The sequence below is a fragment of the Mesorhizobium sp. J18 genome (assembly GCF_007829525.1).
Classification (GTDB): domain Bacteria; phylum Pseudomonadota; class Alphaproteobacteria; order Rhizobiales; family Rhizobiaceae; genus VLJP01.
Genome location: NZ_VLJP01000039.1, coordinates 6,068 through 29,019, shown reverse-complemented (window position 1 = coordinate 29,019; position 22,952 = coordinate 6,068). Strand labels below are relative to the sequence as shown.

Genomic DNA, 22,952 nt, shown 5'->3' with positions numbered 1-22,952 from the left:
GGGGCTGGGCTCGGTCCTGCGGGACATGATGGCCACCCGCCAGACGGAGGCCCACGCATGACCGACTCGACGAACACTATCCGCGTCGTCATCCCCCTGACGATCCGCAAACGCAATGGGCGGCCGAAGATCCTCCCGCCCGACGAGGTGACAGTCCGGGACGGCCGGTCGCAAGACCCTCATGTGCTGCGCGCYATCGCCCGCGCTTGGAACTGGCGGCGGCAGCTGGAATCCGGTGCCGCTTCCACCATTCAGGATATCGCTGCGGCCGAGAAGGTCTCCGACCGGTTCGTAAGTCGAATGATGCGGCTCGCCTATCTGTCGCCGGAGGTGCTCGAACACCTCGTCATCAGGCGCGTGCCACCGGCGCTTTCGCTGAACGACCTCGTTGCGGTCGCCGACCGGCCGTGGGCGGAGCAGATGGGAATGGTTTTTGATGGACGATTGGCTTCTCCCGAGAGCCAAAACAGATGCTCCCTCAGGCCCTGACTTTCTCGCCTTGTCGAAGGATGTATTCCGCTCCCTTTAGGCCAAGTTTATTCGGTCCAGCCCAGAGCAGATAATAGAGTGGCGCCTTCCGCGTGTTGCGAATAAGGCGGGGTGTTGCTACGTGAGCAAACAACTCTTTCAAGCGCCGCACATAAAGGTCGAGCAGGCGCTCAGCCACGCCTCCGTTTTTTGTCGTCACTTCATTCCCGAACAGATCGGTTTCGCGGCTATATGCGACCTTGCGCCATTCGTCTGTCCCGAAGCATGCTGTCAACTGATCGCTCCACTTTTCGGGCACGTCGCCAGATCGAGTAATCAGCCGGTTGATCGCCATTGCGACCGGAAAGTTGATCACGACTTCCATGGTGCCTGTATCGGCCAACGCCTCGAGCGTCGTCCATTCGAGATGCGCGCCGTACGGATCGAGGAAGGCAATCCCGCGCAGGTTCCGCTTTTTAAGGGACGGTGCGAGCTGACGAATGAGTGGGTTACAATCGCCCACCTGCACTTTCACGCCATCTTTACCTTTCACAAGGTCGCGCAGGGTCTCCGCACGAGTCTCATCAAGATCGAAAAAGTAGTGCTGATGGAACCCGTTCGGCACACTCAACGCTCTAACAGGTGACCCCAAGATAAATTCGGCTTGGGCCGTTGTATCGTCCAAATCGTCGAAAAATGGGCTCGGTTCGCTTGCAGCGTCATTGACGCGTACCTTTGTGACGCAGGCCCCCGCAAAGGCATCTATGTAAACACGGGTGAATGGTTGCTTGCTGAGCGCCGTGCCGTAGAACTTGAGATAAGCCTCCAACGCGTCCAGCTTAGCCGCCGCCCAAGGTCCAACGGTATTTTCCCGGTGGCCCTTCTTCATGCCAGCTCGGCCAGGATTGATTTTGGAACGATCTTCCAAGGAAACCCGTTCCACTCTTCACCATCAAGCAATCTGCCACCTGATTTCGGCCGGGCTCCGCCCCACTGCTTAAAAAAGAAGGCTACTCCGTCGCGATCGCAAATTTCGCGAAGCCGGCGTGCCCAATCAGCTTGCATTGGTCGGGCACCAGGGCCGCTCTCGCCGCCAATGATAGCCCAAGCGATGCCCCGCAGGTCCACTTCTTCGATCCGCCCCAAGAGAGGCTCGAACGAAATAAAGCGCGCCTCCGAGTTGATCTGCTTCAAGTGGTTGATCCGGCTGGTGTGCGCTGCATCCTCAACTGAGACACCAAGCCAGATGTGGGTCGGAACTCGTCCCCCATCGTACCGCTTGCGAAGATAATCGCGCATGAGCGAACTGCGCTTGGTGAGCACCTGATAGACGTGCCAGTCTGCGTGCTCCATGGCATCGAACACACGGTCGATGAATGTCCGATCGATGTCTTTATGGAAGAGATCACTCATCGAGTTGACAAAGATCATCCGAGGCTTCTTCCACAGTGAAGGCTGCTTGAGACGTGATGGCCAAAGCGTCAGGTCAAAGCCCTGTTCGTAAGGGTGGCCTGGAACACCGCGCCAGCGTTCCGCGAAGCGCTCAGCATAGCAGTTGTCGCAACCTGGGCCGACCTTGCTGCAGCCGGTCACCGGGTTCCATGTCGCGTCCGTCCACTCGATTTCAGATTTCTGCGCCATGCCTATTGCCCTTTGACGTTTACCCTAACCGATTGTGGCCAGTGATGGAATCCTGTCTTCATAGCTTCTGAGCATTCGGACGCGCACACTGCGCTTTACTGCGCGCCCGAACGCCCACCTTGCGTTCTCTCGTTCGCGAAGCCAACCGGAAGAAAGCCCGCTGAATACATTGTTGAGCGACCTGCGAGACCCCTTGGAAACGCTGCCCTTCGCGAAACCGAACCGGACCGGACAAGGTTCGCTCGGTTAGAGACGGAGGGCCGTTCAGAGACGGAAATTGGACCCGGCGCCAGTCTCCGAGGTTCGGGCGTCTCGGCTAAACGCCTTTGAGACAAAAAGAAAAAGGCCCCCAACGGGAGCCTCATCTTTGGTTCGCTACAAGATAATGGCGGAGGGGATGGGTCTGATATCCAACCTTCTCTGCTTCTTTGCCATCGCTGGCCGTCACAGGGAAAGACGGACCGCTGCCGTCTCCTACCAGTAGAGGCCGAAGCTTCGGAAGCGGGGCGCCGTCTTCGGCGCACGAAACCTGTCGCTCGGAAAGTCTGCGAGGGGCGGGATCGGGGCCGTCCTGCGCGCGGCCAGTTCGCGGAGCCTGCGGATCCGGCTGTCGGTCGGCGGATGCGTCCGAAGCAGCGATGGATCGGGCATCCGCCTCCCGGGAAGCAGGATCTCTTCCCAGAAGCGGCCGAGCTGACGGTCGAGCTTGCGCAACGCGCGAACGAGGCCTTCCGGGTCGCCGGTCAGCTCGGCCGCGGCCCGGTCGGCATCATATTCGCGGGTCCGAGACAGGCCAAGCTGGACAAGCGTCATCAGGGTGGGGGCAAGGATGAGCAGCAGCACGATGTGCCAGGGCACATGGACGGCGCCGACAAGGACAAGGGGCAGGTTGAGGATCAGCAGGAACTGTCCGATCCAGCTTGCCAGAGACACGAGCCTCGACATTACATCCGCCAGCCCCATGAGCCAGAGATCGCGATTGGCGACATGGCCGACCTCGTGGGCCAGCACACCGGCCAGTTCGCGCCCGTCAAGTAGCCCGAGCAGCCCGTCGGTGACGCAGATCGCGCTGTCCTCGGGGCTGCCCATGGCGAAGGCGTTGGGCAGGGAGCTCGGCACGCGATAGAGCGCGGGGATGCGCGGCAGGCCGGCGCGGCGCGCCAGTTCGGCGAGGGTGGCGACGAGGCCCGGCGCCTCACGTGCGGTCAGGCGCTGCGCCCGGTAGGCCGACATCAGCATCCGCCGCGAGAGGTCGGGCGCGAACGCGAGGCCCAGGAGCATGCCGAGCGCCGCGAGGAGACCGGCCTGCGCACCGAGGACCGCAGTCACCGATACCCAGGCGATGGCCGCCATGAGGGTCAGCAGAAGCGCAGACTGGACAAGGTTCAACAGCCGGTGCCGGATCAGCATGGTCGTCATGTCGCCCGTCCTACATCGGCTGGCGAAGCGTGATCTCGAGACGCAGGAGCTGTGCGCCGCGCTGGATGTGCAACTCGACCCTGTCACCCGGCCGATACTCTTCGAGAGCAGCGAATAAATCCCGCGAATCACCTATCCTCGAGGCGCCGAGACCGACGATACGGTCACCTACGACGATCAGTCCGTCCTGGGACACCCGCGCCGGGATCAGCCCGGTACTGGCTGCGGGGCTATCCGGTTCCACACCAAGGACCAGAGCACCAGACCCGCCCTCGCGCGCGATCATAGCATCGATGCGGGGATCGGTCAGGATGCCCAGCCGCGGCGGGTCATAGCGGCCGCGCGCGATCAGCTGCGGCACCACCCGGTTGACGGTATCGACCGGCACCGCGAAGCCGATCCCGGCGCTGCCGCCCGAGGGGCTGAAGATGGCGGTGTTGACGCCGATGAGCCGCCCGGCGCTGTCGATCAGCGGTCCGCCCGAATTGCCGGGGTTGATCGCCGCGTCGGTCTGGATCAGGCCCCGGATCGGCGGTCCGCCCTCGCCCGGAAGCTCGCGACCGAGGGCAGAGACGATGCCTGTCGTCATCGTCCAGTCGAGCCCGAAGGGATTTCCGATGGCAAGGACGCTCTGGCCCACGCGCAGATCGCCGCTGGTGCCAATGGGGATCGGCGGCGGCCGGTCCGCGCCCACCCCGATGTGCAGGACGGCAAGGTCGTGCTCGGGGGCGCGGCCGACCAGTCGCGCGGGATAGGCGCGGCCGTCGGCCAGGCGCACGGTCGCGCCGCTCGCCCCGGCGATGACATGGTTGTTCGTCACCACGTGGCCGAGCTCGTCCCAGACGAAGCCCGAGCCGTTGCCGCGCGGGATGTCATAGGCGTTGCGGGTCCAGGGGTCGATCACCCGTTCGGCCGTGGTGATGAAGACGACGCTGTCGCGGGCGGCTTCGAAAATCGCGATGGTGCTCTGTTCGGAGGCGGCCAGATCGCCCCGCGGCGCTACGGTGCGCGGTTCGGCGAAGCGGCCGAGGATGGCGGACTGGAGGATCGGCAGGCTCTGCCAGGCCACCATCAGGACGAGCGCGGCCGCGGTCGCCGCAACGAGCCGCGCATGGAAGCCCCCGCTCATCGCCCGCCTGCCGCCGTTCCGGCATGGTGCTGCTCGCGCCGGTCCTGATCGCGCACCAGCCAGTGGACAGCGCCCAGTGCAAGCGCTGCGGCGGCGAGTGCGGCAATCTTTGCCGGCTCCGTCTCGCCGAGGTCCAGGATGATGAATTTGCGCGCGACGGCGAGGAGCGCGATCAGCACGATCGTGCGGACTTGGAGGATCCCGAAGCTGCGTTCGGTCGCAACAAGAAGGGAGCGCTTGAACTCGAGCGCGATCACCACGGTGAAGATCATGCCGAACACCACCTGGAAGGTGGCGTAATCGAGAGTGTCGAATGCCCCCAGAACCAGGCGGTTCACGACTTCGCGCATCAGCGCCCAGACCGACGCCACGACGATCGCCGCAATGATGACGCTGAGGACGAAGATGACAACTTGCTCGAACTTCTCGTAGAGCGTCATCGCCGACCATTGTTCACGGGTCAGCCCGGATCGTTGCAAGTCTTTCATGATTGCCTCTCGAAGGCCGCCCCGGAGAGACAAGCTCCCCGGGGCTTCTCCAGACGGTGCGATATCGCAAGGAGCGGAGGGGACGCCGCAAACCTGCGACACCCAATGTGGCAAATCAGCCGTTCTTGACCTCAATGCGCTTGACCTTCGCCTGCGCCTCGGGAGTCTGGGGCAGCTTGATCGTCAGAACCCCGTTCTTGAAGGATGCCTGCGCCTTTTCGCCATCCACACCGGGAGGGAGCGGAATTGTCCGGTAGATCGCGCCGTAGCTGCGCTCGGAGAGATAGTATCCCTTCTTCTCCTCTTTGCGCTCGATCTTTTTCTCCCCCTTCACAGTCAACATGTCATCGTTAACTGTCACCTCGATGTCCTTCATCTCCATGCCCGGCAGCTCGATCGACACTTCGATCGCGTTGTCGGTCTCGACCATGTCGGATTTGGCTTCGCCGCTGCCCCAGGGCCATTCGAAATGACCGACCTTGTTCCAGAAGTTCTCGAACACATGGTTCATTTCGCGCTGGAGTGTCGCGATCGGGTTGTCTTCGCCGCTCTTGGCATCTGGCGCGCCGTCCTTGCGCGCCCAGGGAATGAAGTCTTTGATCTGCATGATATGGTCTCCTTCGGTTTTCAGGCGCCCTTGACGACGATCCTTTTCGGCTGCGCTTCAGGGGCTCGGGGGAGCGTCAGGGTGAGGACGCCGCCACGCATCTCGGCTTCGATCCTGTCGGGGTCGAAGTCCTCGGAAAGCGTGAAGGCACGCTCGAAATCGCCCTCGCCATATTCGGCATGGGCAAGTTCGAGGTTTTCCGGCCGCACCGGGTCAACCTTGCCGCGGATCGTCAACACGCGATTTTCGAGCGTGATTTCGACCGCATCGGGAGCGACCCCAGGCATTTCAAGCATCATGGAGACGCCCTGATCGGTCTCGACGATATCGGTCAACGGGCGGTAGATGCGTCCGTCGCCGGTGGTTTCGGGCGAGTCGGTCGGCGTCTTTTCGGCGGCTTGCGTGATGTCGGTGCTCATCGTGCCAGCTCTTCTCAGGCTGCCTTGATCTCGATTTTCTTCGGCTTTTCTTCCTCGGGCCGGGAGATGACGATCCGCAATACGCCGTTCGTCATCCTCGCCTCGACCTTGTCATCCGAGGTCGCGAACGGCAGGCGGATAGCGCGGGAAAACCTGCCGTAACCGCGTTCGTTGCGGTGCCAGCGCGCACCGTCGGGAACCTCGGGCGCCTTGCGTTCGCCCGAAAGGGTCAGGACGCTGTCCTTGACCGAAATCTCAATGTCGCCCGGTTCGATGCCGGGAAGTTCAGCGGTGACTCCAACGGCCTCAGGGCCTTGCCAGACATTCACCGCCGGGAACGCCGCGCGGGACGGCGGCCAGAAACCACGGTCGAGATCGCGCATCATGGAGCGCATCAGCGCGAAGGGATCGCTGCGGCGCAGATATGTCGGGTAGAGCATTGCTGGCCTCCTGTTGCTGATCGATGCCCCCGAACCGTCGGCATGGACGGACCGGGCAACGGTGCCGGCCGGATGTGGGTTCGGAGACCGCCTATCAAGATAGGCGGTCCCATTTATTATGCAAGCATATATGGTGCATGCATTGCGCCTTGGATGGAGAGCAGTCTATCCTGTTTCTCATGCAGTGGAGGAAGGATACCCATGATCTCTTCTGATCTTGCCCTGATCGGGACGACGATCCACCGGGTCGCGCAGCTCATCCAGCAGCGGATCGACAACGAGATCGGCGACAGCGGCCTGACCCGCCTGTCCTGGATGGCGGCGACACATGTCGAGGATTCGCCCGGGCTGACCATCGGCGATCTGGCCGGGCGGCTGGAGGTAGGCCGGGCCACTGCGGGCCAGCTCGTCGATCGCATGGTACAGGGCGGTTGGGTCGAGCGGTGGCCCTCGCCCGACGACCGGCGGTCGCAGATCGTCACGGCAACACCTAAGGCCAGGGCGATGCTGGAGGAACTCGCGCCGCGGCAGTCGGCGCTCGAAGATGAAATCCTGCAGGATCTGTCGGCGGACGAAAGGCGCATTCTGCTGGCGCTGCTCGAGCGGATCAAGTCGCGGCTTTTACGCTAGAGGGGGGCGAATAGGTATGGAAAGGAAGACCGAATACAACATCTGGTACTGGGTGGTGGCTTTCATAGCCGTGCTTTTCATCCAGAACCTGATCGCCGGCTGGCAATCCGTCGCGCCGATCAGCTACAGCCAGTTCGAGAAGTATCTCGCTGACGGGAAAATTTCCTCTGTCGCGGTCGGGGCAGACACTATCACAGGCACCTTCGCCGAACCGGTCGACGGCAAGAAGCAGTTTGTGACGACCGTAGTGAATCCCGCAATCCTGGAGCGGATAGACCGGTCAGGTATCGAGATCACTGGCGTTCCGCAAAACACTTTTCTCGGCACGCTGATTTCCTGGGTAGCGCCAGCGCTTGTCTTCTTCGGAATCTGGATGCTGCTGTTCCGCAAGTTCGCCGACAAGCAGGGCTTCGGCGGGTTCATGCAGGTCGGCCGCAGCAAGGCCAAAGTTTACATGGAAAAAGAAACCGGCGTCAGCTTCGCCGACGTGGCCGGCGTGGACGAGGCCAAGGCCGAGCTCGAGGAGGTCGTGGAGTTCCTCAGGAACCCCGCCGAATACGGAAAGCTGGGCGCACATATCCCCAAAGGCATATTGCTCGTTGGGCCGCCGGGCACCGGCAAGACGCTGCTGGCCCGCGCGGTGGCGGGTGAGGCGGGCGTGATTTTCTTTTCGATCTCGGGATCGGAGTTCGTCGAGATGTTCGTGGGCGTCGGTGCCGCACGGGTGCGCGACCTGTTCGAGCAGGCCCGGAAATCCGCGCCGGCGATCATCTTCATCGACGAACTCGACGCTCTCGGGCGGGCGCGCTCCTCCGGCCAGATCGCTGGCGGCCACGATGAGCGTGAGCAGACGCTGAACCAGCTTCTGACCGAGCTCGACGGCTTCGACCCTTCGGTGGGCATCGTGCTCCTGGCCGCCACCAACCGACCAGAGATCCTCGACCCCGCGCTGCTGCGTGCGGGACGCTTCGACCGGCAGGTGCTGGTGGATCGGCCGGATAAGAAGGGACGTGTGCAGATTCTCGGCGTTCACATGAAAAAGGTGAAGCTCGCCCCGGACGTCGATGCCGAGAAGGTCGCAGCGCTTACACCCGGCTTTTCCGGGGCGGACCTCGCCAATCTCGTCAACGAGGCAGCATTGCTCGCCACGCGCCGCAAGGCGGATGCGGTGACGATGGACGACTTCAACAATGCCGTCGAGCGCATCATCGCAGGGTTGGAAAAGAAGAACCGCGTGCTCAATCCGCGCGAACGCGAGATCGTGGCGCATCACGAGATGGGGCACGCGCTGGTGGCGATGGCTCTGCCCGGCACGGATCCGGTGCACAAGGTCTCGATCATCCCGCGCGGCATCGGCGCGCTCGGCTACACCATCCAGCGCCCGACCGAGGACCGCTTCCTGATGACGCGCGAGGAGCTGGAGAACAAGATCGCCGTCCTCCTCGGCGGGCGCGCGGCCGAGAAGATCGTCTACGACCACCTCTCGACCGGGGCGGCCGACGATCTGGTCAAGGCTACCGATATCGCCCGCGCCATGGTCGCGCGGTACGGGATGGACGAAGACCTCGGGCATGTCAGCTACGACACCGATCGGCCCGGCTTTCTCGGCACCGGCGACCAGTCGTCGTGGCTGAACCGCCGCTACAGCGACGCCACTGCCGAGCGGATGGACGCGAAGGTGCGCGACATCGTGGATGGCGTGTTCAAGCGCACCCTCTCGCTTCTCGAAGCCAACCGGGCGCTGCTCGAGCAATCGGCGCAGGATCTCCTGCAACGCGAGACACTGGACGAGCCCGATCTGGTGGCAATTGGGTCCCAGGTGAAAAGAACGGAAGCGGTCGCTGCGTGACGCCGTAACTGACGCAGATGATCGGCGGACAACCCTGACTGGATAAAGAAACGGAGAGCAAAAATGGCAAATGGAACTTGCGATATTTGCGGTCGCCCGGCGACGGCGCGCGTGCGCGCTTCGGTGAACGGCAGAGTTCAGAACATGGAGCTGTGCGATCAGCACTACCGTGAAATGGTGCGCCGGTCGGGCCGCAGCGCATCGCCGCTGGAGTCCCTGTTCGGGCGGCATTCCCTTTTCGACGAATTCTTCGGCGATAGCGGTTTCGGCAGCCTTCTCGGCGACAGCCCGCTGCGGGGCGGCACGCTCGGCTCCATGGGTGACGGCGATGACGATGTCGTCGACGCCACTTTCGGTGAGGGTGCCCCGCGGCGTGGATCGCGGCGCGGCGGTGGACGCACCATCGCTGACCGGCTGAGCGAACAGGGCAACAAGCTGTTGCAGGATGCCGCACAGAAGGCCGGAGAGTTCGGGCGCAGCGAGGTCGATACCGAACATTTGCTTTTGGCATTGACCTCGTCCGACGTCGTCAAGACGATCCTGGAACAGTTCAAGGTCGATGTGGACGATCTGCGGCGCCAGATCGAGAAGGAAGCGAAGCGTGGAGAGGCCAAGACGGAGGGCGAAATCGGCGTCAGTCCTCGCCTGAAGGACGCGCTGAACCGGGCCTTCATCGCCTCGAACGAACTCGGCCATTCCTATGTCGGCCCCGAGCATCTGCTGATCGGCCTCGCCGAGGAGGGCGAGGGCCTGGCCGCGTCTATCCTGCGCAAGTACGGCCTCACGCCGCAGGCGCTTCGCCAGCAGGTGACCAAGGTCGTGGGCAAGGGAGCCGAGGAAGGCCGCGTGGAGGCGCCTTCCAGCACGCCCGATCTGGACCAGTTCAGCCGTGACCTGACGAAGCTCGCCCGCGAGGGCAAGCTCGATCCCGTCATCGGCCGCGCCCGTGAGATCGAGACGACGATCGAAGTGCTGGCCCGCCGGAAAAAGAACAACCCGGTGCTGATCGGCGAGCCTGGCGTGGGCAAGACCGCCATCGTCGAGGGACTTGCACAACGGATCGTCGCAGGGGAAGTGCCAGAGGCGCTGCGCGACAAGCGGCTGGTCGAACTCAACATCAACTCGATGGTGGCCGGGTCGAAGTATCGGGGCGAGTTCGAGGAGCGGGTGCAGAAGATCCTCAAGGAGATCACCGAGGAGAAGGACAGTCTGATCCTGTTCATCGACGAGATCCATACCATCGTCGGCGCCGGTCAGGGCGGTGGCGAAGGCGGTCTAGACATCGCCAACACCTTCAAGCCGGCGCTGGCGCGGGGCGAGCTGAACCTGATCGGCGCGACAACGCTCAACGAGTACCAGAAATACATCGAGAAGGACGCAGCACTCGAACGTCGCTTCCAGCCGGTCTATGTCGAGGAGCCTACGGTGGCTCAGGTCATCATGATCCTGCGCGGTCTGCGCGACACGCTGGAGGCGCACCACAAGGTGACGATCACCGACGAGGCCATCGTCGCGGCGGCCGAGCTTTCGGACCGCTACATCACTGGCCGTTTCATGCCTGACAAGGCGATCGACCTGATCGATCAGGCCGCCGCACGTGTGAAGATCAGCGCCACAGCGCGCCCCGTGGACGTCCAGGAGCTGGAGGCCGAGGTCGCGCAGATCAAGCGCGAGCAGGACTATGCCGCAGCCCGCAAGCAATTCGACCGGGCAGCGGAATTGAAGAAGGAACTCGAACAGAAGCAGAAGGAACTGGACGAGCTTCTGGAGATTTGGAAGCGCGACCAGGCCTCCGCCACCGCCGAGGTGCGCGCCGATCATGTCGCGCAGATCGTCTCGAAGATCACCGGCGTTCCGGTCACTGAGCTGACCACCGAGGAGAAAGACAAGCTCCTCAAGCTCGAGGAGAAGCTGCACGAGCGCGTCATCGGCCAAGAAGAGGCCATCCGCGCCGTGGCGGATGCGGTGCGCCTGGCGCGCGCAGGACTGCGCGAGGGACGCGGCCCGACCGCGACATTCCTCTTCCTCGGGCCGACCGGGGTTGGCAAGACGGAACTGGCCAAGACGCTCGCCGAAGTAATCTTTGGCGATCAGGACGCAATCATCCGCATCGACATGTCCGAGTACGGCGAGCGCCACTCGGTCGCCCGGCTGGTGGGCGCGCCTCCCGGCTACGTCGGATACGACGAAGGCGGGCAACTGACCGAGAAGGTGCGCCGTCGGCCCTACTCGGTCGTGCTGCTCGACGAGATCGAGAAGGCGCACCCGGATGTCTACAACATTCTGTTGCAGGTGTTCGACGACGGTCGGCTGACCGACGGCAAGGGGCGCGTGGTGGACTTCACCAACACCATCATCATCGCCACGTCGAACCTCGGTTCGGACATCATCCAGCGCAACCTCAAGAAGCGCGGCACCAAGGAGTTCGACGAGGCAAAGCAGAAGTCCGAGCTGATGGAGGTGTTGCGCGGTCATTTCCGGCCAGAGTTCATCAACCGGATCGACGAGATCATCGTCTTCCACTCGCTGAACCAGTCGGAAATCCGCCAGATCGTGGGGTTGCAGCTGAACCGGGTGAAACGGACCGCCCTCGGCCAGGGCGTCGAGCTCGAGTTCGACGTGAGCGTCGTGGATCACTTCGGCGCGGTCGGCTTCCGCCCCGAATTCGGCGCCCGCGAGCTGCGCCGGCTGATCCGGTCGGAGCTGGAGACCGAGTTGGCTCGCGAGATGCTCTCCGGGCGGATCGAGGATGGTGACAAGGTCCGCGTCGCCTGGTCGGCGGACGAGCAGAAGGTCGTGTTCGAAAAGATCGCAAAGGACACCGGTGACGACAGCCCGGACGATCAGGCCAAGGCCGGGATCGACGAGTCCGGCAAAGTTGCCCAAGAAAAGGCGCACGCTCCGACGCCCGACGTCCCGGCCGAGGCCAAGGATGAGGTGCAGTCCAAGGACGACAAATCCGCCGGGTGACTTTGCGAAGGACTGGCCCGGCGCGATGACGGTCGCGCCGGCCCATTTCGTCGGAGGGTTGCAGGAAGGATCCGCGGCATGGAAGTCATCAGAGCATTTCGCAATCTTGACCGGCACGGCCAACAGCGCGCGCCTGAGGTCATCGAGGAAGAGGTGCGGCAACTTGAACCGCATCTTATACGCTTCCGCGAGAATCTCGTCCGGCTCGAAGTCGTCGCCTCGCAGACGAGGGGCAAGACGCGCATCAAAGGCGGCCTGCGCCTGCAACTGCCATCGGGCGTGATCGCGGCGCAGGAAGAGGGGTTCGAGATCGAGCCGGTCCTGCGCAAGGCCTTTGCCGACCTGCGCCACCAGGTCGATCGGCATGTGGCGCGCCTCAAGCACGAGCCGGAGTACAAGCGTCCCGCCCGCCGGCGCCGGATCGGCGCCCCGCTGCCGCCCGCGCGGGATGCGGCGGAGGCGGAGCGGCGCCAACTCTTCTTCGACCTGATCGAGGATCATCTCGATACGGTCTACGACACCGTCAGGCGCGAGTTGACCTATCTCGAATGCAGCGGATCTGTGCCGGAGGGTTACCTCAGCGTTCGCGATCTTGTCGATGCGACGATCCTCAAGGGACTGGAAAGGTTCGAGCAGCGGCCCACCGAGTTTTCCATAGGCGACTGGCTGCTGAAACTGGCTTTCGAGACCATCGAGGCCGAGGCGCGCGCCGCGCGCCGCGCGGTGCCGGAGGACGCCGCCTCGATCGACGCGAAACCCGAGACTCCGGCCGAGGAACCCATCGAGTCGGACGAGGAGATGTTCGAGTTCTACCAGCCCGACGACGTGCTGCTGCTCGAGGAGCTCATCGCCGACGACGGCGGGGACGACCCCGAAACGGCGGTCGCGAAACGGCAGGACGGGCTGGCCCTTCACCGGGCGATCGCCGGTCTGCCGGCGCTATGGCGCAGGGTTCTGTTTCTTGTCGACCTGAACGACACCCCGCTTGAAACGGCCTCCTCGGTTCTCGGCATTCCCGAAGACGACGTGACCCGGATCGCCCAAGCGGCGCGCGATTATCTTCGCGATAAACTGCGCGACTCAGGTCAGTCTTCCGATACCGTTCATGCGCTGTTTGACAGTGCTCATCAGAAAGGGTCGCGAATTCCCCAGCCCCTGCGGGATCGCGCCCGGCTGGAACACGCTTTTCTGGGAGACAACCGAGGGGTAGCACCATGATGCGCGGTCACAATCGTCCACCCTTTCCGCCGAAGATACCCGGGACCGATATGAGGTCGTGGGACGTTCCGACGGCGATCATCTACCGGCCGGCTCGTTCCGCGATGACATCGGCGCCGCGGCCCAACGACTGGATACTGGAATTCGAACCGTCGCGCCCGCCCCAAATCGAGCCGCTGATGGGATATACCTCCAGCGACGATCCCTATCGTCCGCTCCGGCTGAAATTCCCTGACCGCGAAAGCGCGGTCGAATTCGCGGAGCGGCAGGACTGGCGCTATTTCGTGCGTGAGGACACAGCTCACCAGCATGCGCCTGCCCGCTGGCGGGGAGAGGAGCGGCATCGCCTCTACAAGGGAGCCGACGCCCCGGACGCCTTTCGCATACCGTCCCGCCTGGATCGGGGTCGCACGGATCACCGCCTCCGGCGCGCGGTCGAGGAGAAAGGCACGGTGGACCTGTCGTCGCAAGAACAGGCCGAATTCGATCCGGTGCTCGAAGCCTCGCTCGAATCCTTCCCGGCCTCCGATCCGCCGGCCTGGACGGGCGTGACGATAGCCGGGAAAGAACAATGAACGGAATGGCCAGCGCGAGCGAGGATCTGCGGCTTGTTTCCCTATCTTGACAGCGTCGCGCGCCGCTACCCGCCCGTCATCGTATGGGCGGTCATCGGCATGAACGTCGTCGCGTTTCTCTATCAGACCAGCCTGCCGCCGCGCGTGCTGGACTGGTTCCTGTTCGAGTTCGCGCTGGTGCCCTCGCGCTTCTTCGGACAGCTGAGCCTCGTCGCCCCGTCCGACTGGACCCCATTCCTGACCAATATCTTCCTGCACGGGGGCTGGCTGCACCTCATCTTGAACATGTGGACGCTCTGGATCTTCGGCCCCGCCGTCGAAGATCGGCTCGGACCGGGTAGATTCACGTTGTTCTATCTGTTCTGTGGTGTTGCGGCCGGACTGGCTCACGCGCTGGCGAACCCGGACTCGGTCGTTCCCGCGCTTGGCGCGTCGGGGGCGATCGCGGGCGTGATCGGTTGCTACGCACGCATGTTTCCGGCGGCTCGGCTGGTGGTGATCGTGCCGATTCTGTTCATTCCGCTGTTCTTCGAAGTGCGCGCGTTCATTTTCGCAATGATCTGGTTCTTCATGCAGGTCATTCCCGGCTTTCTGTCGCTCGGCGGCGATCAGGCCACGGGCGGGATCGCCTGGTGGGCGCATATCGGCGGGTTTCTCGCCGGTTGGATTGTCACGCCACTCCTGCGAAGGCGGGCAGCCACCTATCGCCATTATTATCGCGACGAGGGCATCTATGGCTTTCTGCCGGATGGCCGACGGGAAGGGGGACAAGGTCCATGGACATAATGCAGCTTTTCTGGCTGTTCTTCATCATTTCGGCGCTGCAGCCGGTTCTCCAGCGCCGCTATCTTGAGGCGATGCGCACACGCAAGATCGCCCAGATCGAGAAGAAACGCGCCAGTCGCGTCATCCTGCTGATCCATCGACAGGAGACGATGAACCTGCTGGGATTCCCTCTAATGCGTTACATCGACGTCAACGACTCGGAGGAAGTCCTGCGCGCGATCCAGATGACCGACGACGAAGTGCCGCTCGACATCGTGCTGCACACACCGGGTGGCCTTGTGCTGGCGGCAACACAGATTGCCCGCGCCATTCAGGGACACAAGGGCAAGGTCACAGTGTTCGTGCCACATTACGCGATGTCCGGTGGCACGCTGATCGCACTCGCTGCCGACGAGATCGTGATGTGCGAACACTCCGTGCTGGGACCCGTCGATCCGCAACTTGGCCAGTTGCCTGCTGCCTCGCTCATCAAGGTCGTCGAGGAGAAACCCATCGCCGAGATCGACGACCAGACCCTGATCATGGCCGATGTCGGTCGCAAGGCCATTGCGCAGATCGAGGCATTCGCGAAACGTCTGCTGTCCGACAAGATGGACGAGAACCGCGCAGCGTCCGTGGCGGCGAAGCTGGCGACGGGCACCTGGACCCACGACTATCCCATCTCTGCCGACGAGGCCCGCGACATGGGCCTGCCCGTTGGAACGGACATGCCCAAGGAAATACTGGAGCTGATGACCCTCTATCCGCAGCCGGTTCGGCGCCAGGGCGGTGGCGTGGAATACCTGCCCGAGCCGCGGCAACGAGAGGCGCGCCGCGCCATGTCCACGCGCTGAATGCTTGCATGAGCCGGCCGCCAGGACCGGCTCGTCAACGAAAGGATACAGGATGCCCACGGTCGCTTGCCCGCACTGCAATTCCACCAACAGAGTGCCGCAAGAGCGCCTGACCGATAATCCCAATTGCGGACGCTGCGGCGCGCCCCTCTTTCAAGGCAGGCCCGTCACGCTTACAGCGACTAATTTTGACCGTCATGCGAATGCCGAACTGCCATTGCTGGTCGATTTCTGGGCTGAGTGGTGCGGGCCATGCAAGATGATGGCGCCCCAATTCGAGGCGGCGGCGCAGTCGCTCGAGCCAAATTTCCGCCTTGGTAAGCTCGATACGGAAGCCGAACAGAAAATCGCCAGCCGCCACGGGATCCGCAGCATCCCCACTATGATCCTGTTCAAAAGCGGCAACGAGATCGCGAGGACGAGCGGCGCAATGTCCGCCGTCCAGATTGCGCAGTGGGCACGCTCGCACGTCTAGAGTTTACAGGTGTTGGCCTTCCCTGCGCCATGCCATCAGGAGAAGAACATACATGGCGTGACCGGATTTGTCGAAAGTGCGGCCTTGTTGGTCTTTGCCGCGTTCGTGCTCGTGACGATATGTTCACGGATCAGCGTGCCCAGCATTGTCGGTTACATTCTTTCCGGCATAGTCATCGGACCTGCCGGCCTCGGCCTGATTGCCGAGAACGCTGCCCTGAGCAGCATTGGCGAGATCGGAGTTGTACTCCTGCTGTTCGCTCTTGGCCTGGAATTCTCGTTCGAGAAGCTTGTAACGCTCAGGAAGCATGTCTTCGGTCTTGGAGCTGTGCAGGTTGCAGTCACGACGATAACGGTGTCGTTGGTAGCGAGTCTGATCTTCGATCTTGCGCCCGTCCCCGCAATCCTCATCGGCGGGGCCGTTGCCATGTCATCCACGGCCATGTGCCTCAAGGTGCTCGCAAACGCGAACGCTTCCCTCCGGCAGCAGATTGAGCTCGTCGGCTGCCCGCGCCTGGAACTCCCGGCCATACTCGACCACGGGCGGGCAAGTCGTGAGCCTGCCATGCTCAGAACGAACCGTCCCGCATCCGTTCAGCAAGCTCGTGGTGATCGCGAGGACGGCGAGCCGCCGCTTCCAGCATCCGACGTTGGACGTCATTGGCCTTCTCCATGGTTTCAAGGCGTTCGGCGAGGCGTCCCGCTCGCCCCCCGGAGCGCCGAAGCGAAAGCAGGAACAGGAGCACGGCGAACGCGATGGCGCCGTAGCGCAGAGCTACCCGCATGCACGGGCGGGCGGCGAACCCGGTCAGGAGCGCGGTGATCATCGCAGCCCCTTCTTCCAATCGTCGAGCCGAGCGTAGATCGTGACCGCGATGCCGGCGAGCGCCACCGCGATGAACACCCAGCGCAGTGTGTCGAGATACGGCACGAGCGGCAGGATCGCGGACTGGGTCTCCGCCAGGACGCTCTGAGCCACCTCGACCCCGGCGGCACCCAGCGTCGCCACACCGGCTGCGCCGCCGCCCTTCATGGTGCGGCTGTCAGCCAGCACCTCGCGCGCGGGCGGCGTCTCGGCTGCAAATGCCGTCGCCCGGACCGGGAACCGCTCGCCCCACTGGCGCGCGGGCCCGACGTCGACATGGATGAACCCCGAGCGCGGATAGAAGCCGAAGCCGAGGAATCCGACCTCCCGCGCCGCCGCCTCGAAGGCCGCTGGGTCGTGGTTCGCCATGGCGATATCGAAGGCGGCGCCGTCGAGATGCTTCGACCGCGTGGCGCCGCCGACGGCGCGGTTGTGCTCGGGGCTGCGATAGGCGGAACGCACGATCAGCGGCTTGCCCAGCCGGTCGCGCAGCGCCTGCAGCTTGTCGAGCGCGGGCTCGTTGATCAGCAGCTTGCCAGTGCCCCGGCAGGCGATCTCGGCTGGCGAGAAGTTGGGCCAGCGCCAGCTGCTCACGGGGACGTCGCGCCAGTGGTCGTAGAAGGTCGTGGTCATGGGGTTCTCCGAAACAAAAAAAAACCGCCTCGAGGGCGGCCGCCTCGAGGGCGGGTGATTGCGAACTGATGAATGGGGATGGGGGCGCGGCTACGGGCTGCCGCCGAAGATCTTGAGCTTGATGGCGATGCCCGCGAGCAGCGCCAGCATGACGCCGGTTGTGATCATGCGGACGGCCGTCTGCATGGCGGTGCGGCGCACCAGGCGGATGCAGTCGACGAGCGAGCGGAGATCGCGGATGTCGAGCGCGGCCTCGTCGCCGTCGAGACCGACATCGGCGAGCGCGCGCTTCGCGCCTTCCTCTGCGGCCCGGGTCAGGATCGCCTCGAATTCGGCGTCGGGCATGCGGACGAAGCCGTCGGATCGGGGTGGTGTCATCGGGATCCTCCTTCCACTGCTCAGCCGATCTTGCAGCCCCAGAAGGACGTGTGATCGGCGGCGAAGTAGCCGTCCGCGACCCGGAAATACCCCTGCAGTTCGACGGTATCGCCTGCCGTCAGCGGGACCATGGTCTGCAGCCAGATCGTGGTGGCGAGCGAGACGTGGGTGGCGGAGATCTCCCCGAAGGAGCCGCGGATTTCGGTTGTGCCGTTCAGAACGAGCCGCCCCCGCATACGCGCGGTCGTGCTGGAATTGACCTTGTAGAGCAGCGTGGCGCCGAAGAGGTAAGTGCCATCCACGGGCGCCACGAAGTGGTTGTTCGCGGCGTCGAACGCGCCTTGGTCGTTGTAGTCGGTGTTGTTCAGGCCAATCTTCGTCCAGGCCCCCACTCCAACATAGTTGTCGTAGTTGGTGTATGCCTTGAAGCGCGGCAGCCGGGGCTGATCGACGACGCCGGTGGCGTTGTCGACGCACAGCCCGTCGAAGAAGGTGCTGCCGTCAGCAGAGACCGCGAGCCGAAAGCGGTCGGAGCCGAACAGCCCAACCAGCGCCTTGGTCACGAAGCCGGTCTGCAGGGTCAGCCCGAGATCGTCTGCGGCGGCCTCCTTGTTCATGGTGTAGAACAGATCGCCGGTGCCGCCCTCGGCCACGGTTTTCGCGGTCCAGAGCGCAGCGTTCAGCTTGGCCGAGAACGGGTTCGAGGCATCCGCTGTCGTGCCGACACCCAGCAGCGCCATGTTTTGCAGCGCCGCGGGCGTGGTGCCGATCCAGCTCGCGCCGTCATAAACGAGCAGCAGACCTTCGTCCTCGACCCATGCCCGCCAGCCGTTGCGGGGCGGCAGGCGCAGCCAGGCGCCGTCGGTCCAGAGCGCGACGTTGAGGTCCCACCCCGCCCAGTCGCCGGTTGCGCCCGAGGCGACGATGTAGCGGTCGCCATCAGTGGGAGAACCGGGCGGCGCCGTCAGATCCCGGTCCAGGACGGAGAGCTGGACGAGCCCGTCGAGGATCCGCAGCGCCTCGTTGTGGGTGACGTGCTTCTGGGCCTGCGCCGCCAGGATGTACGGCAGCATGAGATGGGTCGTGACGTCGGACATGGGATGGCCTCAGAAGGTGAGCGTGACGATCTTGGGCGCGCCCCGCCCGGCGAGGGCGGAGAGCTGGAAGATGCGTATGTCGAGCGTGTCGCTGGGGCCGAGCGGCGCGCCCCAGTCGGCGCTCTGCTGAGCGGCCGTGTAGACCGCGCTGGTCGTGGTCGTGCTCAGCACCCGCTTCACGGCAGCGCCGTCGAGGAGCTCGACCTCGTAGGCCTCCAGCTCCTCGGCCAGCGGCACCTCAAGCCCGCCCCAGCTGTCGGCCGCCAGCGCGCGGGACCTGCGCGTCCAGCGGATGGTGAGATCGCCGGACGTGCGGGGGCGACGCCACGGCTGTTCGACATGGGCGACGGAGAACGGCCGCAGTCCGACGCCCTCGGGCGTAAAAGCCTGCGCGACATAGGTCTCGTCGCTGACCGGGCGGCTCGCGGGGCCGATGCGCCAGTTCCACGGGATGCCGAGATCAGCCTCAGCGATCGGCAGGGACGCGAGCGACGCGTCCAGCACCACGACTCGCGCGCCTGCGGGCGCCGGATTGCCCATGGCGCTTTCGGTGCCGCGCTGGCCGCGCAGGAGCCGGGTCGCCGTGCTCGCCTGCACGATCTCCCACACCCCCGGCGCGCNGCGGGCGCCGGATTGCCCATGGCGCTTTCGGTGCCGCACCGGCCGGGCGCGAGCAGCTCGGCCGTGCTCGCCTGCACGATCTCCCACACCCCCGGCGCGCTCTCGATGGCCAGCGCGTTCGCTCCGCCAAACAGCGTCAGGTCGGTGACGCTCTCCAGCGTGCCGGTCAGCAGATCGACCACCAGCGCATTGCCAAGGTCGAAGCGCGAGGTGGGGCCCGGGTAGAAGTCGGAGACCAGTGCCCCCATCCGGGCGCGGGACTGAGCGGTGGTCAGCAGTTCGAACCCGTCCGTCGATGGGCTGCGGAAGACCGCCATCTCGCCCGGCCAGGGAACGGCGTGCGCGGCGACAAACGGTCGATGCTCGGGCTGGTCCTCGGTCAGCTGCGGCAGGTCCATCAGCACCGCATCCGGCGCGCCGAACACCACCGCGCGCGTCAGTGAGGCTGCGCGGGGATCGCCGGGCGGCAGGTCGTAGGTCGCCCGGTCCTGGCGAACCGCCTCGATGCCGCGCGCCTCGGCGTCGGCGATGGAGACGAGCCGCAGATCGACCAGCCGTCCGTCATGCGCGAGTCGGATCGCGTCGGCCGGATCGAGGGCGAGGCGCGAGGGCGGCAGACGGAAGGCCGCGGTCTCGCGCCCCACCCACGCCTCCATCAACGCGCGACGGCAGCGGCGCTCGGCCTCCTCGGGTGGCACAGCCATCGGGAAGGACTCCGAGGCGATCCGCGTCGTGTCCACCGTTATGCGCCGCGCCTCGACGAGGGCCGCGTCGTAATCCTCGTCGGCGCGGGCGACCTGCCACTTCAGCGCCTGCGGCAGTTCGGTCTCCTGGCCGCGCGTCAGTTCCAGCACGTCGCCTTCACGACCGGCCACCAGATCGTCGGGCGCGAGGGTGGCGACGGACGCCCGCCCGCGCATGACGAACCGGATAACGCCCTCGGTCTCCACCGCGTCGAAGCCGAAATGCCGCGACAGTGTGGTGATCGAGGCGCGCGGGCTTTCCAGCGCGGTGATGGCGTAACCCTCGACCGCACCCCAGAGGCCGGAGACGTCGACCCGGGACTCGGGCAGCCCGGCGCGCAGGCAGAGGTGCCGGACCAGTGCGGCCAGCGACACCGCGCCGAGACGCCCGGTCAGCCAATGCCCAAGCCGCCAGTTCGCGCCGTCCGTCCAGACGTCGGTCAGCGCCGGAAAGAACGGATAGGGCCGCGCGTCCCAGGTCCAGGCGGCGCATTCGGGGACGTGCACCATCCGGCCGCCGTAGACCGAGGACAGCAGGTTGTTCGCGGCCTCGCCCCACCAGAGATATGTCGCCTCGAGATAGGCCCGCTGGATCGCGTCATCGCGCCAGCCCCGCGAGAAATGTGGCGTGAAGCTCTCCGACGACTTCGGATCGAAGAAGACGTTCGGCTGGTTGGTGCCCCGGTCGATGGCGGGACAGCCGAGCTCGGTGAACCAGATCGGCTTCGACTCCGGCGCCCATGCCGTCGGCGTGCCGCTCTCCACCCCGCCTGGGCGGTTGTAGTGCGCGTTCGACCACCAGGCGCGCAGATCCTTGTAGCGGAAGACCCACGGCTTGCCCGCAGCACCGTCGGTGATCGGGGTGCGGACCTGTGCCGACCGATCTGAGGCCGAGGTATAGAACCAGTCGAAGCCTTCGCCGCCTGCGATGTTCCCCTGCAGGTAGGCCCGGTCGTAGATCGCGGGCCAGCCCTCGGCCGCGTCGGCATGTTCGAAGCCATCGCGCCAGTCCGACAGCGGCATGTAGTTGTCGATCCCGATGAAATCGATCTCCGAGTCCGCCCAGAGCGGGTCGAGGTGAAAGAACACGTCGCCGCTGCCATCTCCCGGCTGGTGCCCGAAATACTCCGACCAGTCCGCCGCATAACCGATCCTGGTGCCCGGCCCGAGGATCGAGCGGACATCGGCGAGCAGGTCCCGATAGGCCTGCACCGCCGGATAGGTGCTGGCGCTCGAGCGGATCGTCGTCAGCCCCGGCATCTCGGTCCCGATCAGGAAGGCGTCGACCCCGCCCGCCGCCGCGCAGAGATGGGCGTAGTGCAGCACCATGCGCCGCAGGCCCCAGTCGCCGGAGGGCCCGGTCCAGGAGACCGACTCACCCGAGACGCTGAAGCTGGCGGGCGTGGCCGCGCCGAACAGCGCCGCGACCTGGCTTGCCGCCGTGGCGGTCTTGTCCACGGTCCCCGCGAAACCCGCCGCGGGTGAACAGGTGATCCGGCCGCGCCAGGGGAAGGCAGGCTGGCCGATCTCGGTGGCGTTGTCGGAATACGGGTTCGGCAGCGTGTTGCCGGGCGGCACGTCCATCAGGATGAAGGGATAGAAGGTGACGCGCAGCCCGCGGGCCTTCATCTCCTGGATCGCCTGCACCACAGCGAAGTCGGCGGGCGTGCCGCCATAGACCGGCCGATCCTGATCGTCCCGGCTGACGAGGAAGGCGTTGGCGCGGCTCACACCGTTCACCGCCCAGCTGGCGGGCGTGGTCGACTTGGCCGAGACTTCGACGCCGGGCCGCACCTTGCAGGAGCCTGCCCGCAGGTCGTCGCCGAACCACGCCACGACAAGGCTGACGCTCTGGACCGCCGGCGCCATCGCCTGCAGCCGGTCCAGCGCTTCGACCATGTCGGTGGATTCGGCCAGAGCGTTCAGGTTCTCCGCCTGCACAGCGCCGCCATCGGTCTTGCGGATCGCCTGCGTGGCATAGGTGAACTCGCCCGAGGCCGGGATCATGGTGACGGCGCGGGTCAGCCCCTCGGCGGTGTCGGGATCGGCGAGCGGCCGGAACACCTCGAAGGAGAGCTGCGGCAGTCGGTTGCCGTAGGCCGAGAGCGCCAGTTCCTCGAAGACGACATAGGCGGTGCCGCGATAGGCAGGCGTGCTGGCCGCGCCCATCTTCGCGGCGATGAATGGATCCGCCGTTTGCGCCTCGTCGCCGGGATACCAGCGCCAGGTGACGCCGGAGAGGTCCATCGGCTTGCCGTCGGCCCAGATGCGGCCGATGCCGGTGATCGGGCCCTCGCACAAGGCGACGGCGAAGCTCGCATAGTACAGATACTCGGTGGTCTTGACCTTGCCGCCTCCGCCGCCCTTGCCGCCGCCCTGCGTGGTGGTCTTGGTCTCCTCGCGGAAATCCGTCGCCCAGATGATGTTGCCGCCCATCCGCATCCGGCCATAGAGCCGCGGGATCACCGCGCCCTCGGTGGCCGAGGTGATCCGCAGCGTGTCGAGACGCGCGCCCTCGATGCGCTGGGTGGGCGCCAGCGACGAGATGATCCAGCTGTCGACCACCGAGCCGATGCTGGAGCCGATGAAGCCGCCGATGGTCGCGGCGCTGACGCCGAGGATCGCGCCGCCGGGGTCTCAGCGTTGCGGGAACAGGAAGGCGAAGGCGA

23 protein-coding genes and 1 pseudogene are annotated in these 22,952 nt (G+C 64.9%); 10 read left to right on the top strand and 14 right to left on the bottom strand.

Features of this window, described 5'->3' with window-relative positions:
• Window positions 1–57 precede the first annotated feature (57 nt).
• Window positions 58–489, top strand: a complete 432-nt coding sequence (locus L598_RS14640) for a hypothetical protein (protein ID WP_144863651.1) — start codon at window positions 58–60, stop codon at window positions 487–489.
• On the opposite strand, the gene tcmP is transcribed toward L598_RS14640, so the two are convergent.
• The 8 genes from tcmP to L598_RS14600 form a co-directional block, all read right to left on the bottom strand.
• Window positions 479–1,357 (bottom strand): three-Cys-motif partner protein TcmP, encoded by an 879-nt coding sequence (gene tcmP / locus L598_RS14635; protein ID WP_144863649.1) that lies wholly within the window; start codon window positions 1,355–1,357, stop codon window positions 479–481. The genes L598_RS14640 and tcmP overlap by 11 nt on opposite strands.
• Complete coding sequence (locus L598_RS14630) at window positions 1,354–2,109, bottom strand: phage Gp37/Gp68 family protein (RefSeq protein ID WP_144863647.1); 756 nt, start codon at window positions 2,107–2,109, stop codon at window positions 1,354–1,356. Before L598_RS14630 ends, tcmP begins: the two co-directional genes overlap by 4 nt.
• 474 nt (window positions 2,110–2,583) lie before the next feature.
• Entirely contained in the window at window positions 2,584–3,528 is a 945-nt protein-coding gene (locus L598_RS14625) for a zinc metalloprotease HtpX (protein ID WP_144863645.1), read from the bottom strand.
• A gap of 10 nt (window positions 3,529–3,538) precedes the next feature.
• Window positions 3,539–4,657, bottom strand: coding sequence for a trypsin-like peptidase domain-containing protein (locus tag L598_RS14620; protein WP_144863644.1), 1,119 nt, complete (start codon window positions 4,655–4,657; stop codon window positions 3,539–3,541).
• Complete coding sequence (locus L598_RS14615) at window positions 4,654–5,145, bottom strand: phosphate-starvation-inducible PsiE family protein (RefSeq protein WP_144863642.1); 492 nt, start codon at window positions 5,143–5,145, stop codon at window positions 4,654–4,656. Before L598_RS14615 ends, L598_RS14620 begins: the two co-directional genes overlap by 4 nt.
• A gap of 115 nt (window positions 5,146–5,260) precedes the next feature.
• Window positions 5,261–5,752, bottom strand: a complete 492-nt coding sequence (locus L598_RS14610) for an Hsp20/alpha crystallin family protein (RefSeq protein ID WP_144863640.1) — start codon at window positions 5,750–5,752, stop codon at window positions 5,261–5,263.
• Window positions 5,753–5,772: 20 nt separating this feature from the next.
• Complete coding sequence (locus L598_RS14605; RefSeq protein WP_144863638.1) at window positions 5,773–6,171, bottom strand: Hsp20/alpha crystallin family protein; 399 nt, start codon at window positions 6,169–6,171, stop codon at window positions 5,773–5,775.
• Window positions 6,172–6,185: 14 nt separating this feature from the next.
• Window positions 6,186–6,611, bottom strand: coding sequence for an Hsp20/alpha crystallin family protein (locus L598_RS14600; protein ID WP_036751099.1), 426 nt, complete (start codon window positions 6,609–6,611; stop codon window positions 6,186–6,188).
• Between the two features lie 201 nt (window positions 6,612–6,812).
• Between L598_RS14600 and L598_RS14595 the strand changes: the two genes are divergently transcribed.
• From L598_RS14595 to L598_RS21805, 9 genes and pseudogenes are all read left to right on the top strand, one after another.
• Window positions 6,813–7,241 carry a MarR family transcriptional regulator gene (locus L598_RS14595; protein ID WP_144863637.1) on the top strand — a complete coding sequence of 143 codons (429 nt, stop codon included), beginning with the start codon at window positions 6,813–6,815 and terminating at the stop codon, window positions 7,239–7,241.
• A 16-nt stretch (window positions 7,242–7,257) separates the two neighbouring features.
• Window positions 7,258–9,090 (top strand): ATP-dependent zinc metalloprotease FtsH, encoded by a 1,833-nt coding sequence (ftsH, locus tag L598_RS14590; RefSeq protein ID WP_144863635.1) that lies wholly within the window; start codon window positions 7,258–7,260, stop codon window positions 9,088–9,090.
• 63 nt (window positions 9,091–9,153) lie between these two features.
• Window positions 9,154–12,060 (top strand): AAA family ATPase, encoded by a 2,907-nt coding sequence (locus L598_RS14585; RefSeq protein ID WP_144863633.1) that lies wholly within the window; start codon window positions 9,154–9,156, stop codon window positions 12,058–12,060.
• A 78-nt stretch (window positions 12,061–12,138) separates the two neighbouring features.
• Window positions 12,139–13,278 (top strand): flagellar biosynthesis protein FliA, encoded by a 1,140-nt coding sequence (locus L598_RS14580; protein WP_144863630.1) that lies wholly within the window; start codon window positions 12,139–12,141, stop codon window positions 13,276–13,278.
• A gap of 50 nt (window positions 13,279–13,328) precedes the next feature.
• Window positions 13,329–13,853, top strand: a complete 525-nt coding sequence (locus L598_RS14575) for an NADH dehydrogenase ubiquinone Fe-S protein 4 (protein ID WP_144863628.1) — start codon at window positions 13,329–13,331, stop codon at window positions 13,851–13,853.
• Between the two features lie 99 nt (window positions 13,854–13,952).
• Window positions 13,953–14,639: a rhomboid family intramembrane serine protease gene (locus L598_RS14570; RefSeq protein ID WP_246658762.1), complete on the top strand. Its 687-nt coding sequence runs from the start codon at window positions 13,953–13,955 to the stop codon at window positions 14,637–14,639.
• Entirely contained in the window at window positions 14,630–15,472 is an 843-nt protein-coding gene (locus tag L598_RS14565) for an ATP-dependent Clp protease proteolytic subunit (protein WP_144863624.1), read from the top strand. Before L598_RS14570 ends, L598_RS14565 begins: the two co-directional genes overlap by 10 nt.
• Window positions 15,473–15,524: 52 nt before the next feature.
• Window positions 15,525–15,947, top strand: a complete 423-nt coding sequence (gene trxC / locus L598_RS14560; RefSeq protein ID WP_123194506.1) for a thioredoxin TrxC — start codon at window positions 15,525–15,527, stop codon at window positions 15,945–15,947.
• A 9-nt stretch (window positions 15,948–15,956) separates the two neighbouring features.
• Window positions 15,957–16,358, top strand: a pseudogene (locus tag L598_RS21805) (cation:proton antiporter); the annotation flags it as partial.
• A 157-nt stretch (window positions 16,359–16,515) separates the two neighbouring features.
• On the opposite strand, the gene L598_RS14545 reads toward L598_RS21805, so the two are convergent.
• The 6 genes from L598_RS14545 to L598_RS14525 all read right to left on the bottom strand — a co-directional run bounded on the left by L598_RS14545 (window position 16,516) and on the right by L598_RS14525 (window position 22,848).
• Window positions 16,516–16,773, bottom strand: a complete 258-nt coding sequence (locus tag L598_RS14545; RefSeq protein ID WP_144863620.1) for a hypothetical protein — start codon at window positions 16,771–16,773, stop codon at window positions 16,516–16,518.
• Window positions 16,770–17,444 carry a D-Ala-D-Ala carboxypeptidase family metallohydrolase gene (locus tag L598_RS14540; RefSeq protein WP_144863618.1) on the bottom strand — a complete coding sequence of 225 codons (675 nt, stop codon included), beginning with the start codon at window positions 17,442–17,444 and terminating at the stop codon, window positions 16,770–16,772. The genes L598_RS14545 and L598_RS14540 overlap by 4 nt, the downstream gene beginning before the upstream one ends.
• Window positions 17,445–17,534: 90 nt before the next feature.
• Entirely contained in the window at window positions 17,535–17,822 is a 288-nt protein-coding gene (locus L598_RS14535) for a DUF6127 family protein (RefSeq protein ID WP_068282935.1), read from the bottom strand.
• 20 nt (window positions 17,823–17,842) lie between these two features.
• Window positions 17,843–18,919, bottom strand: coding sequence for a DUF2793 domain-containing protein (locus L598_RS14530; protein WP_144863616.1), 1,077 nt, complete (start codon window positions 18,917–18,919; stop codon window positions 17,843–17,845).
• Between the two features lie 9 nt (window positions 18,920–18,928).
• Window positions 18,929–19,156, bottom strand: a complete 228-nt coding sequence (locus L598_RS21625; RefSeq protein ID WP_210245003.1) for a hypothetical protein — start codon at window positions 19,154–19,156, stop codon at window positions 18,929–18,931.
• Window positions 19,096–22,848, bottom strand: coding sequence for a glycoside hydrolase TIM-barrel-like domain-containing protein (locus L598_RS14525; RefSeq protein WP_210245002.1), 3,753 nt, complete (start codon window positions 22,846–22,848; stop codon window positions 19,096–19,098). The genes L598_RS21625 and L598_RS14525 overlap by 61 nt, the downstream gene beginning before the upstream one ends.
• Between the last annotated feature and the right edge of the window lie 104 nt (window positions 22,849–22,952).